10 protein-coding genes are annotated in these 13,912 nt (G+C 54.6%); 8 read left to right on the top strand and 2 right to left on the bottom strand.

What is annotated here, in order from left to right:
- The first annotated feature begins 157 nt into the window (after positions 1-157).
- From PHACT_RS02585 to PHACT_RS02560, 6 genes are all read left to right on the top strand, one after another.
- Entirely contained in the window at positions 158-598 is a 441-nt protein-coding gene (locus tag PHACT_RS02585; protein WP_070115779.1) for an ion channel, read from the top strand.
- A gap of 268 nt (positions 599-866) precedes the next feature.
- The gene (locus PHACT_RS02580) at positions 867-1,250 is read left to right on the top strand and encodes a hypothetical protein (protein ID WP_070115778.1); all 384 of its coding nucleotides are present in this window, start codon (positions 867-869) and stop codon (positions 1,248-1,250) included.
- Positions 1,251-1,465: 215 nt separating this feature from the next.
- On the top strand, positions 1,466-4,687 hold the full coding sequence (locus tag PHACT_RS02575) for a TonB-dependent receptor (RefSeq protein WP_070115777.1): 3,222 nt from the start codon (positions 1,466-1,468) through the stop codon (positions 4,685-4,687).
- A complete protein-coding gene (locus PHACT_RS02570; protein ID WP_139141410.1) occupies positions 4,677-5,969 on the top strand; it encodes a nucleotide pyrophosphatase/phosphodiesterase family protein in 1,293 nt (430 codons plus the stop codon). The genes PHACT_RS02575 and PHACT_RS02570 overlap by 11 nt, the downstream gene beginning before the upstream one ends.
- A 106-nt stretch (positions 5,970-6,075) precedes the next feature.
- Positions 6,076-6,282: a hypothetical protein gene (locus PHACT_RS02565; protein ID WP_070115776.1), complete on the top strand. Its 207-nt coding sequence runs from the start codon at positions 6,076-6,078 to the stop codon at positions 6,280-6,282.
- A 132-nt stretch (positions 6,283-6,414) separates the two neighbouring features.
- Positions 6,415-7,302: a sulfurtransferase gene (locus PHACT_RS02560; RefSeq protein ID WP_070115775.1), complete on the top strand. Its 888-nt coding sequence runs from the start codon at positions 6,415-6,417 to the stop codon at positions 7,300-7,302.
- A gap of 35 nt (positions 7,303-7,337) precedes the next feature.
- Here the strand turns inward: PHACT_RS02560 and arsB are convergent, their stop codons facing one another.
- Positions 7,338-8,399, bottom strand: a complete 1,062-nt coding sequence (gene arsB, locus PHACT_RS02555; protein ID WP_070115774.1) for an ACR3 family arsenite efflux transporter — start codon at positions 8,397-8,399, stop codon at positions 7,338-7,340.
- Between the two features lie 244 nt (positions 8,400-8,643).
- On the opposite strand from arsB, the gene PHACT_RS02550 reads away from it, so the two are divergent.
- Positions 8,644-10,722 carry a TonB-dependent receptor family protein gene (locus tag PHACT_RS02550; RefSeq protein ID WP_070115773.1) on the top strand — a complete coding sequence of 693 codons (2,079 nt, stop codon included), beginning with the start codon at positions 8,644-8,646 and terminating at the stop codon, positions 10,720-10,722.
- 199 nt (positions 10,723-10,921) lie between these two features.
- Complete coding sequence (locus PHACT_RS02545; RefSeq protein WP_083264282.1) at positions 10,922-11,992, top strand: VOC family protein; 1,071 nt, start codon at positions 10,922-10,924, stop codon at positions 11,990-11,992.
- Positions 11,993-12,039: 47 nt separating this feature from the next.
- Here PHACT_RS02545 and ggt read toward each other — a convergent pair whose 3' ends face one another.
- A complete protein-coding gene (gene ggt, locus PHACT_RS02540; protein WP_070115771.1) occupies positions 12,040-13,815 on the bottom strand; it encodes a gamma-glutamyltransferase in 1,776 nt (591 codons plus the stop codon).
- Positions 13,816-13,912: the final 97 nt, after the last annotated feature.

Here is a 13,912-nt window from a genome sequence, read left to right as displayed (position 1 = left end):
GGGAAGGGTGCTTTGTCGATCCACTAGCTCCGAAGCTGCTTGTGGGGGCCAATCCGGGGAAGCCTTTTTCCCGGAACATGGCGATTTGGATGAAACGTGACGAAGCGAAAGGCTTCAGAGTGGCTCCGGCCGCAACGTTGGAGGCTGTCAGCGAGTGATGAGTTCGGATTATGTAGTTGCCTTTACCGTGAGCCTGATCGCAACTATATCAACGGTCATGTTGCATTATGAAGCCTTTATCGGCCTTAGCCGTATTGTCAGTCAATCGAAAATATCGCACCGGCGTCGTATGTTACTGTTGGTGTTCGGCTTGTTGGTGGCTCACATTGTTGCGATCTGGGTATTCGGTGTCAGTGCCTGGTGGCTGATACAGGTTCAGGGGATCGGTGAGCTGGCTGGATATGACACTCTGGTTTTTCTCGATTACATATTCATGTCTGCTGTGACCTATTCTACATTGGGATATGGTGACATGATTCCACTGGGCCCGGTGCGCTTTCTGTATGGTACACAGGGGCTGGTTGGTTTTGTATTGATCACCTGGTCCGCGTCTTTCGCGTTTATTGAAATGCAAAACAACTGGCCCAAGCGCGAGTGATAAAAAACCTCCCATCGGTCACGGAAGCTGTACAGTTCTGGGCTCTTGATACTGTTTGTTTTTCCAGTGACTTGAAAAATATTAACAGATCAGTACCCTAGACACATGGCTGCTTTAACAAGAGCTTAGAGGCAGCCATGTCAATCCATCGATGCGAACTGTTCGCGCTGATGCGACGGTTTGCATAAGTGCCTGAAGTATCTGCATGAAAAGCTTTATACTTTGAGATGCAGGTGGGCGCTGAGATTCCCAAGGAAAGGAGTATTGTATGTGTATTTCCATTCCAAAAAAAATCATGATCGCAGCAACCGCTGCCATAACAACCTTTGTATTTGCACTGCCACTGGCGGCCCAACCTCAAACGGGTTCCTATCTGGAGTACCGCGCCAGAATGCAGTCTGATGCAGACGAGTACTTTTTCTTCGAGGACGATAGAAAACAGGTTGTGTCATACAGCAGGGATCGCATCGTTCGGGTCTGCGCGGCAGACAGTGCCGAGGTTATACCACTCAGGGTTGAGTATGATGACAGAACGACCATGCTTACGCCCGGTGACTGTATTCGCGTTGAGGCCATGGATGTGTTCCTTGAACCCGCTGACTCACTCGAACCTAATACCTTTATGCGGGTGGAAGTTGATACTTTGAACTGAGGGAGACCTCCGTCTAAATATTGGTAACATTCGTTTCACTGCCCCCGCCGCCCGGCGGGGGTATGATCCCTCAATTTTGGTAGCCTGTTGTCTGTTGACCGCCTGCCGAGAACAAGCCACAGAACCGTCACATCACTGCCACGAATCTTTCACTCCCCTGTCAAATACATACCCTAAAGTGGCGCCTTCAGTCATCACTCTGCAAGGGAGCGGGTATGTATTCATCTACTAATAAGTTAAAGAAAAAGGTGCTGGCCAGCTCGATCCTGCTGGCACTGGGTCTGGGTTTGGGGCTGTCGGCACCTGCATTTTCACAAGACATGACGTCCGCCATTCGCGGCCGTATCAATGGCACGGATGGCTCCCCACAAGCCAACACCACCATTGTTATCGAAGACACCCGCACCGGTGCTACCCGTACTCTGCAGACCAATGACTCCGGCGCCTTTTACGCCACCAATCTGTCTGTAGGTGGCCCTTATCGGGTCACTGCCAATGGTCGCACAGTTGTCATCGATTCCATTGCTCTTGGCGACATCTACAATGTATCTATCGACATGAACAGCGCACCAGTCGAGGAAATCATGGTTCTTGGCCGCTCCGGCAACATTGTCGATGTGGCTTCAGGCCCGGCAGCGACATACTCTACGTTCGACCTGGAGACCTCGGTTGCCTTTGATCGCGATATCAAAGATGTTTTTATGTACGACCCGCGTCTGAACCTTGATAGTGGTTCCGCCATCAACTGTGTTGGCAAACATCCGCGGTACAACAGCGTCAACCTTGATGGCGTCAGCCAGAATGACCGCTTCGGTCTGAACAGTAATGGTTACTCGACGGCCACCGGTATGCCTTTTCCATTTGAAGCGGTCTCTCAGGTGGCAGTAGAACTGGCACCTTTTGATGTTACTTACGGTGGTTTTACTGCATGTAACATCAATGCGGTGACCAAGTCGGGCAGCAATGACTTTACCGGCTCCGCATTCTATGAATACAACAATCAGGATATGCGCGGTGATTCATTGACCGTAGATGGTGATGAATCGACGTTCAGTAGTCCGGACTTTAAAGAAGAGAAGCGTGGTTTCAGTCTCGGTGGCCCTCTGATCCGTGACCGTCTGTTTGTTTTTGGCGCCTACGAAGAAACTGAAACACCCGAGTTCATTGCCCAGGGTTTTGCCGGGTCGGGCAACGGCGTCGAGCGTCCGTGGTTGACTCAGTCGGACTTTAATCGTATTAGCAATATCGCGACCAATACTTACGCCTATGATGCCGGTGGCATGCCTTCTGACGGTGCTCAGACCGAAGAGAAGTACATGCTGCGTATGGACTGGAACATCAGCGAGCAGCACGATGCGACAGTGATCTACAACTATTACGACGGTATTGAAGACCGTGCTTCAGACTCTGACAGCAATGAGTTTGAGTTCGCCAACCATTTCTATCGCAAGGGTTCCGAATCCGAAACGCTGACCTTCAAGCTGTCGTCACAATGGAACAGTGCGCTCTCGACTGATGTGTTCATCAGCCGTAATACCATGGATGACTCTCAGGTCACTGTGGGTCCCAGGGATTTTGCTGAAATGCAGATATACATGGGTAGTAACACTGTTTATCTGGGTGCTGATGATTCGCGTCAGGCCAATAGCCTGGCCACAGAATCCGACTTCATGAAATTCACCGCGGAATACCTGTGGAATGATCATGTCGTGACTGTCGGTTACGAGCGTGACGACCTGTTTGTGTTTAACCAGTTTCTGCAGCACGCGCGCGGTGGTGAGTACCGGTTTGAAGACCTTTCAGGCAACAACCCGGCGTCATGCGACGCATTGACGGCGCTTGAACGTCAGGCGGATCCGGCTTGCGGCCTGACCGGTATTGATAATTTTGAACTCGGTATTCCCACGGACATCTATTACGGTAGTGGTGGTGGCACCAATAACCCGGATGATGCCGCGGCGAGTTTCAGCAATGTGCTGAACACGGTGTATGTTCAGGACGAGTTCCGTCTGGACGACTATGCCTTGACCCTGGTTGCGGGCCTGCGTTACGACTGGTTTACCAGCGATGATCGCCCCAACTTTAACGAGACCTTTACCAATCTCAACGGTGGCCTGCGGAACGACGCCAATGTTGACGGACTGGATCTGTTGATGCCACGTCTTGGCTTTACCTGGGAAGTGGCAGATGACCTGACGGTTCGTGGCGGGCTCGGCCTGTACTCGGGTGGCAACCCCAACGTATGGCTTTCCAACGCATGGAGCAATGATGGTTTGTCAAATGTGCAGGTACGAGACCGCAACAATGGCAACCAGTCGGTGTTGAACGATTACGTGCTGAGTGGCAGTCAGCGCCCTGGTTACGATGTGCCGCAGGCAATAAAAGATCAGGTGGCAGCAACCACCCCAGCCAGTGCCTCCGATAGTTTTCTGGTCCTGATTGACCCGAACTACGAACAGCCATCTGAGTGGAAGTTCGCGCTGGGTGCGACTTATCTGTTGCCAACGGGCACTACGCTGGAAGGCGACTATCTGTACTCTGTGGCAAATGATCCGGCGTTCTATGTTGATGTAGCCCAGGATATTGTGGGCAGCACAACGGCCGGGCAGCCTATCTATGCCAACGTGCGCGGTCAGAGCAACTACATGTTGACCAACTCCAGCGAATCTCCCGTGAGCCACTCACTGTCCCTGTTGGCGCGTCAGACTTACGACTTTGGTCTGGACTGGACCTTTGGTTATGCTTATACCCAGGCCGAAGATCTGAGCCCGATGACATCGTCCGTCGCAAGCTCAAACTTCAGCAACCTGGCTCTGTCTGATATCAACAATCCATCAGCCGGCACCTCCAACTACGAAACACCGCACCGGTTTACGGCGCGGGTCAGTTATGGTCGTGAATTCCTGCCAGGCTACGAAACCCGTGCCACCATGCAGTGGTTCAGGGCTAAAGGTCAGCCACAGAGCTATGTCATGAGCAGCCGCGGACTGGAAGGCAGCAACAGCGGCAACCGTCGCCACCTGCTGTACGTGCCGGGCCCAAATGATTCGAATGTGGTAGTCGGTCCGAATTTTGACGTCGCCGCGTTCTCAGACTTTGTTGATGCCAACGGACTGAGCCAGGGTTTCCAGACACGAAATGACTTCTACTCGCGCTGGACGTCACGCATGGATCTGCGCCTGGATCAGGAACTGCCTGTGTTCTTTAGCGGAGCCAACGCGCGTGTATATGTCAAAGTATATAACTTCCTGAACATGATCAATGACGAGTGGGGTCATCAGTACGATGCCCAGTTCTTCTCGCCTGATGTCGTGACTCAGTCGGTTAACGCACAAGGCCAGTACGTGTTTGAAAGCTTCAATTCGCGAAGCGTCAGCGACCTGCAAGAGACTCAGTCACTGTGGCAGGTTCGTCTGGGCATCCAGTTTGAATTCTAAACTGATGATTCTCTGGCAAACCTTCTACTCCACCCGGGCGCAAGCCCGGGTGTCTTTGTTTGTACTGTTGCTTGGTATGGCAGTGTTTGCCTCTGCTGCAACAGTTCGGGCAGCGGATTCGCCTCCCGAATCCCCAATGACCCTGCTGATCGGCCTGGACGGGCTGCGCTGGGACATCATTGATCGCCATCCGGCACCGACTTTACGACAGTTGGCAGAGCAGGGTGTCCGTGCGCAGGGCCTGATACCGGTGCTGCCGTCCAAAACCTTTCCCAATTTTTATGCCATTGCCACCGGGTTGTATCCGGAAAATAACGGTGTGATGGACAACACCACCTATGCGCCGGAGCTGGACAAAACCTTTCGCATGAGTGATCAAAATGATGTGGGCTGGTTTCAGGGTGAACCCATCTGGGTGACAGCAGAGCAGCAGGGCGTGCGCGCGGCCACCATGTTCTGGGTAGGCTCGGCAGCAGAAATTTCCGATACCCGGCCCAGTTACTGGCGGCCATTTGATGGCAGCGTGCCTAATGACGCCCGTGTGAAGCAGGTGTTTGACTGGCTGGATCTGCCGGAAGCCGAACGCCCCGGATTTATAAGCCTGTATTTTGAAGCCATTGATTCGGCCAGTCACACTGCGGGTGTTGACAGTGTTGAAGAGCGGCAGGCAGTTGCCGAGATCGATGCGACCATAGCACGGCTGCTCGAGGGGCTGGCTGCGCGTGACCTGTTGTCACGTATTAACCTGGTGATTGTCGGTGACCATGGCATGACGGATGTCTCTGAAGAGCGCATCATTTATCTGGATGATTATGTCGATTTTTCGGCGCTGCATAGCCCGCAGTTGAGTGGGGAGCGACAGGGTAACGCCGTGTTCGCTGCTTTTCATGGTGAACCGGACGCTGTGGAAACCGTGTATCAGGCGCTGTCATTGGCCCACCCACGTATGCGGGTGTACCGCAAGTCACAGTTTCCAGACTGGTTCCGCCTGTCGCACCCGGCGCGCGGCCCTGATCTGGTGATCCTGCCCGACAATGGCTGGCTACTGTCAAAACGCAATGTTGCTTTTCGCGGGCCCCGGGCCACGCATGGTTTCTCGCCACAGGCGCGTGACATGCACGCCAGTCTCATCGTCAATGGGCCGGCATTCCAACAGGGTGTCACTGTGGAGTCGGTGCACATGGTGGACATTTACGGCATTCTGACTCGTACACTGGGTATCAAACCAGCTGCAAACGATGGCAACCCGAGCCGTATTGCACCGCTGTTCAGGCTCGATTAACTCGGGTCTGACAGTCTCCAGCGTCGACCATGGACTTGCCGGTTTCCCTGTGTTCACATATCTTGGTTAAGCCATCAGGATAGTCGAATATCAGGAGAAGAATGCTATGGAGTCTAAAGCAGAAAAGAAGCAGCGCCGGCGTCGCGGCAATATCGGTATTGCGATTGGTGTGGGGTTAAGCACAGGCCTTGGTTTTGGTCTGGTAATGACCAGTGTTGTGTATGGTGTCGCCGTTGGTGGTTTTGTCGCCATCGCGCTTTGGGCTGCCGGAGTGGGGGCAAGAAAGGAAGTTGCACGACAGGAGGGCAACTGATGATGCGGTTCCTTGTCAGGTGTTGCAGAGCTGGTTAAATTGTCGGCTAGATATTTGGTTGGAAAGCCGGGTAGATTAAGACTATTGTTAGGTCTTACTGTTTACTGGGTTTTCAACTCGGAGTGATTTTACATGAAACGACCATTGATATTGTTGCTGCTGATGTTTTTCTCCGCAGTCGCGCACGCCGCCCCACAAGGCTGGGGACCGCTGCTTGAACCCGCTCAGTTGTCAGAATTGCTCACGAGGGAATCGGGTGTCCGTGTTGTTCACCTGACGGGTAATTATGCAGACGGCCATATCCCCGGTGCGGTGGCTGCGCCTTACGCTCAATTTCGGGGCCCGCAGGAAAATGCTGGCCAATTGCCCGCGCTACCCGAACTGACCCGGATTGTGCAGGATCTCGGTATTTCCGCAGGGACGCCCGTGGTATTGGTGCACGGCGGCAGTGGCTCGGTTGATATGGGTGCTGCCACCCGGGTGTACTGGACCCTGAAGTCACTGGGTGTCGAAACGTTGGCGATTCTGAATGGCGGCTTCGCCGCCTGGCAGGCCGAGGCGTTACCGGTCAGTACGGAAACAGTCCAGGCCAGCCCCTCTGATTTTCAGCCGCAATGGAGCGATGCCTACCGCGTCACCACATCGGACCTGGAGTCCCTGGTGGCCAACGGCAACGGCCACATTATCGATGCCCGTCCACCTGCTTATTTTAACGGTGAGCAGGCTTCAGCGTCTCGCGCCGGTACCTTGCCCGGTGCCAGTAATCTCAGCTTTGCCGAGCTGTTTGACGGTAATCGCATGAAAACCGGCGAAGTGCTCACGTCAATGCTGGAGAGCGCCATGGCGCAGGATGCAGAGCTGACGGTGACGTTCTGCAATACCGGTCACCTGGGATCCATTGACTGGTTTGCCATCAGCGAACTGGGTGGGTATGACAACACGCGTTTATACGCTGAGAGTATTACTGAATGGGCCATGGATCCGAACCGGCCAATGATGAACGAACCGGCCGGGAACTGATTCGCTGTCGACAGGTGAAACGTTCCTTTAGGTACTCAGATGCGCGCCACCGGAAACCAGTGGCGTGTTCTGTTAGCAAAAGCAACCAGTGATAACATCACTGGCACCTCCACCAGCACACCCACGACAGTCACCAGTGCAGCACCTGAATTCAGACCAAACAGGCCAATGGCGACGGCGACCGCAAGTTCGAAAAAATTCGAGGTGCCGATCAACGCACACGGAGCGGCAACGTTGGCTGGTACTTTCCACAATCTGGCTGCAACATAAGCGATGGCGAACATGCCATAGGATTGAATTAGCAGGGGCACTGCAATCAGAGCGATCAGTAGCGGTTGCTGCAAAATTACCTGACCCTGAAAACCAAACAATAGCACCACGGTTGCCAGTAGTCCGAGTACGGATAGCGGTTTGATGCGGGCCGTGAACTGTGTCACGGCAGCGTCGGCCGCTGCCGGCTCCGTCTTTCCCCGCGTCAAGCGGGCCCGGGTTGCGATGCCAGCCAGCAATGGCATCACCACATACAGCGCCACCGACAGCAGCAGTGTCGACCACGGCACGTCCAGGTCTGTGATCCCCAACAAAAATGCCACCAACGGCGCAAAAGCAAATACCATGATGACGTCGTTAAGCGCGACCTGAGCCAATGTGTAATTGGGGTCACCACGGACCAGTTGCGCCCAGACAAATACCATGGCGGTGCAGGGAGCTGCGCCCAGCAGGATCATGCCGGCAATATACTGACTGGCGTTGGCAGGGTCGACTAAGTCAACGTAGAGTGTATGAAAGAACAGTACTCCCAGACCGGCCATGGTGAAGGGTTTGATCAGCCAGTTGACGCTGAGAGTGATCAGCAATCCCCTGGGCCGTTCGTGCACCCGACGCAGGCTGCCGAAATCAACAGCTACCATCATCGGATACACCATCAGCCAGATCAGAAAGGCGACCAGAAAATTAACCGAGCCATATTCGATAGCAGCCATTGCCTGAAACAGCTCTGGCAGTAACGACCCCAGCGTAATCCCGAGGGTGATGCACAACGCTACCCATAGTGACAGGTAGCGTTCAAAAAAGCTGATGCTTGGGTGGTCGTTCATGCAAAACTCTGGTTGATCGAGGCTGTGAATTTTCAAGCATCTGACTGCGTCATGAGCATTCTACGATGGCGATTGCCGCACGCACAATCGTTGAACATGATAAAGTTGATAGCAATACAATTGACAATCGTTATCATTTGCATCTATTATTCCACGCCACAAATTGCTGGCCCGGCAAGTGCCCATTTCAAAGGCCGACGGCTGAAACAGCGCAGTAATCAAACAAAAAGTTCAGGGAAAATCAATGTCAGCTTCTTCAGTATTCCACAAATCCAGATTGTCCATGGCCCTCGCGCTGACTGCGCTGCCGCTTGCCGTGCATGCCCAGACGGGTGAATCGACCGCTGCGTCAGTAGATGCAAGCCCATCGATTCAGGTGATTCGCGTAACCGGTAACCAGCAGGGCCACGCTTACGTGGAAACCGGCACGGTCAACCTGATTGATCTGGAGCAGATCCAGGCGATTCAGCCACTGTCGACAGAAGACGTATTGCGTCGTATTCCGGGCATCAACATAAAAGGCGAGGAAGAAACCTCGATTGTGTCCAATTTTGGCCTGCGTGGCCTGTCTGCCAGCGAATCCAAATCCTTGCTGCTTGAAGACGGCGTGCCGGTCGCTCCCGGTCTGTTTATTGGCAATGATCGATATTTTAATACCCGCATTCAGCGCGTTGAGCAGGTTGAAGTGCTGAAGGGCTCATCATCACTGCGTTACGGCCCTTCCACCATCGGTGGCGTGGTTAACTACATTACCAAGACCCCTGATGACGGCGTTAAAGTGTCAGGCCGGGTGGGGTCATTTAATCTGCGCGAAATGAATATCGAGGCGGGCGGACAGAATGTTTCCGGCGATGCCTATGCCGGTGTGGTGGCCACTTACGCTGACAGCGACGGCTTCATGGACAAAGGTTATGAAATGTCTGATGTGATGCTGAAAGCGGGGACCGCAATCGGCAGCAATCAGCGCTTAGGCCTTAAGGTTTCATTCCATGAGAACGATGCCAACATATCCTACCGAGGGGTTTTCCTGGACGCCTACCGTGCGGGTGCCGATTACAACCCGGCGCCGGACGACTGGTACCTGCAGGACCGCAAGGCAGCTGACCTGAACCATGAGTGGCTGATCAGTGATTCCACAACACTGAAAACTCTGTTTTACTGGAGCGACGTCAGTCGCGACTACTGGCGTTACAGTGTTGACACGCCAGCCTCCAATCTGGCTGGTCGCTGGGTTTATACCGACGACTTGACGGGAAATAATCGGTCATTTGAACGGCTGGGGGCGGAAACCCGCCTGTCGATGGCACATGAACTGGGTGGTATGACGGCAGATACCGAGTTTGGTTTCCGTGTGATGACCGAAGAGTCCAACGACACCCGCATTCGTGCAACCCGTCAGCAGGATCGTACTGGCGTCAATGATCGTCATCGTATTGATTCGGCGGACAGTGTGGCGGCCTACGTGCAAAGCCGTATTGAGTTGACGGAGCGACTGGCGGTGACACCCGGTTTGCGCGTGGAAGATTACGAGCAAACCCAGCTGATCCTGACCCAGAATAATGCCTCAGCTTCCACCAGCAATACCGAGTTCCTGCCGGGTATCGGTGCAACCTTTGACCTGACCCCGGCTGCGCAGATTTATGGCGGTGTCTACCGTGCATTCTCACCTGCTTCCAATGGCGTGGCGCTGGACGGTCTGACCGATCAGAATCTGGACGGCGAGCGTTCCACCAACTACGAGCTCGGTATCCGTGGCGCTGAAGGCCCGCTGAGTTACGAAGTGGCTGCGTTTGCCATGGATTTCAGCAATCAGGTGGTTACTGGCAACAGCAACCCCAATCTGTCGCAGTCCAATGCCGGTGAAACCGAGCACTACGGTATGGAGTTTGCGCTGGGTTATGACTTCGGCATGGGTTTCAGTGTGGATTCCAATGCCACCTGGGTGCCGACTTCTGAGTTCGAGACTGGTGCATTTGCCGGCAATCGCCTGCCTTATGCGCCCAAGTTACTGGCGAACCTCGGCCTGAATTACCGCATGGACCGTCTTCAGGCATCGCTGACAGCCCATCATCGAGGTGAGCAGTACGCTGACCCCAGTAATCAGGTGGATCTGCCAACCGGCGCCGCTGGCGGCATCTGGGGCGGTCTGCTGCCTGCCTATACGGTGGTGGATCTGACGGCGCAATATACGGTTGCTCAGGGTTTTGACGTTTTTGGTGCGATCAAGAACCTTGCTGACAAAAAATACATTGCAGGTCTGCGTCAGGGCATCTATGTGGGGCCTGAGCGTTCCGTCGAGGTGGGGTTCCGTTACGGCTTCTGATCTGGCGCCCTTTCCCGGCATCCGGTAGCGGATGACACTAAAAACCCGGTGCGTGTTGGCCGGGTTTTTTTGTGTCTGACGATTTGCTGCCGCCGAGCTGAATGCTGTTGCGCACTGCTGTGCCAGCGGCTGCACTGGACTCTGGCACGGTTGGCGACTATCCTGATCGGTAACATATGGAAAACAGTGGAGGTCCACTATGAAATCTACGACAAGCGTCGCGAATAACCGATTCAAAGCAAGGTTGGCCCTGGTTGCGGGTATGGCCCTGCTGCCAATGTCGATGCCATCCGTAGCTCAGCAGGATGCCGCCGAGCCCATTGCCATCGACGGGCTGCACAGTTTCGAGTTACGAGTCAGTGATGTAGAGCGTTCACTGGAGTTTTATCAGGGCCTGTTTGGCTCGCCTGTGATCAGCCGCCTGGGTGACAATGTCTCCCTGCAGATTGGTGATGGCCCGCATTACTTTACGCTGGCGCCGACCCGCCGGGATGAACAGCCGCATATCCATCACTTTGCACTCAGCGTGCCAGGGTTCAATATTTTCGAATTGCAGCGCCAGCTGTCAGACCATGGCATTACCCGAACTGTGGAAACGCTTTATGATGGCCGGTCGAGCCTGGACACCGCTGGCCTGACCTGGACTGTGCGTCTGCCTGGCGAAGGCGAAGACATGATGACGGAAAATCACCACCTGTATGTCGCCGATCCCAATGGTATTCCTGTGCAGCTTTCAAGTCCTGATGCCTGCGGTGCGGGTGAGGGCAGGGGCGTACCATGCGAGCTTGAGCCTGCGCCGGAGGAAGGTCTGATCGAGCTTCGCGAGATCAATCATTTCACAACCTACGTTGCCAACTACGAGGTGACCAACGATTTTTATCGCAACCTGTTCGGTCTCGGCAACCAGGCGTTTCAGGGCACTTTTCCCTTGCTTGGCTTGAGTGACGGTCGTCAGTTCATGATGTTTGTCGGTGGTACACAGCCAGGCACACCGGCACAGCCGGGACGCATTGACCACGCCAGCCTTAATATCGAAAACTTTACCGAAGAATCGGTACTTGAGCGTCTGACGGAGTACGGTTTGACGGCGCGGCCAGCCGGTGAGGATGCAAGACCCCTGCAGCATTGGGTCAGTCGTCGTATGCCGGAGCGAGGCGGCGCGCCAGGCGGTACGCCGGAAGTTTATCTGTCAGACCCTGACGGTATTCATATCCAGCTGCAGCACCACACCTATTGCGGTGGTGGTGGTGTGTTCGGCGAAGACTGCTAAAGCGGAGGAGGCGTCAGGTTGCTCAAACCTGACGCCATTTCCGGTTTTTAGGGATTGACAGACCCGGCGGATACCGAACCTTCACGGCGCGGGTCCGCTGCCCCAACAAGTTCGTCGTCAGTCACCAGAATGACATGCAGACCTGAGTTTTCACCGTCGCTTTCCTGTACATCGTAACCGGCGGCTCGCAGCGAATCGGCCTGCGTCTGTCCCGGTTCACGATTGATTTCAACTCTGACAGTATCACCACGCGCAATGATATTTGGGAATGCCACTGCGTCTTCCACTGACATGCCCCAGTCGACAATACCCAAAATTGACTTTGCGGTGTAGGCAGGAATTGAATTGCCGCCGGGAGAGCCGGTCACCATAAAGAGTTTATTGTCATCGTCCAGAATGATCGTCGGTGACATTGATGATCGTGGACGGGCGCCAGGTCTGATCATATTGGCAGCTTGTGGCTGGTCGGCGTAGTAGTCACGGGCAAAATCCGTCATTTCATTATTCAGCAGGAAACCTGCGGCCCAGCGGCCTGAACCAAATGCGGCTTCTACCGTCATGGTGGCAGAGATGGCATTGCCCTCGCTGTCGACAATGGATAAATGCGTGGTGCCGGCTGGCTCCTGCGTGCTGTCCTGTGCCCATCTGATAGCATTGTCATTGCCCAGCACCAGAGCTGGGTCGCCGTGCTGCGGCGTGGCCCCGGGTGCGGCTGGGTTATCGCCCCGGTGCTGCAGATATTGTGTGTTGAGAAGTTGCTGCACGGGGACGGTGACGTGGTCCGGGTCAGCGAAATAATAATCGCGATCCGCATAGGCCAGACGCTGGGCGTCAACAAAGGCTCTGATCTGTTGCTGCTGGCTGGGATTGTCCGGAAGCAAACGGTCATACAGATTGGCTATCATGATCTGCATGGCGCCCGAAGACGGTGGGGTGGCTGAGCAGATGTTATAAACACGCCAGGTGCCACAGATAGCTTCGCGTTCTACTGCTGCATAGCCCGCAATATCGTCAATTGTCATGGTGCCACCGTTGTCACCCGCCTGTGCTGATGCGGCCATGGCTTCGGCAATTTCGCCCGAGTAGAAAGCCTGGGGGCCCTCGTTGGCAATGCGTTGCAGGGTGTTGGCATAATCGGGGTTACGCAGCATGCTGCCTGCCTGAATAGGGGCTCCGTCTGGATAAAAATACTCGGCGGCACCCGGGTTTTCGTCGAGCCTGGAAATCTGCGCCATTTGTGGCAGATAGCCCGCCAGTTTTCCCGATACTTCAAATCCCTCGTTCGCCAGACGTATTGCGGGCGCAAACAGGTCTGCCCAGGGTAATTTGCCGTAATTGTCGTGCGCGAGTTTATACAGGGCAACTGCACCTGGTACGCCAATGGCCTTACCGCTTTGCCAGGCATCCAGGAAACCGGCCGGTTCGCCGTCCTGCATGAACATATCTGGACTGGCCCCGGCAGGCGCAGTCTCGCGGCCATCCAGGAAACGCACGTTTTGGCTAGCCTGCTCGTACACCACCATAAATCCGCCGCCGCCCAGACCTGAACTCTCCGGCTCCACCAGTCCCAGCACAGCATGTGCCGCGATGGCGGCATCGACTGCATGACCGCCCCGCTCCAGCATCTGGACCGCTGCGTCGGTCGCGTAAGGGTTGGCAACTGCCGCCATGTAACCCAGTGACCAGCCGTTATTCTGTGTCGGCTCTGCGACAACTTCCGATGCAACCGGCGCGGTTGTGGAAGTGGCATCTGGTGCTGGATTATTGGCGTCGGAACAGGCGGTGAGCATCGCCAGGCTCAGGGTGGCAACTGTAAATCTCATGACAGGGTGTATTCCATGGTCAGTGAATAGGTTCAAATTTTGACAATCTGAGGATATAGTCGTTTATGCTCAGGCACAACAGCTGAAACATCCAATA

This window comes from Pseudohongiella acticola, from assembly GCF_001758195.1.
Classification (GTDB): Bacteria; Pseudomonadota; Gammaproteobacteria; order Pseudomonadales; family Pseudohongiellaceae; genus Pseudohongiella; species Pseudohongiella acticola.
Note: the sequence above shows the minus strand (reverse complement) of the source record. Positions and strands in the feature narration are given on the sequence as shown.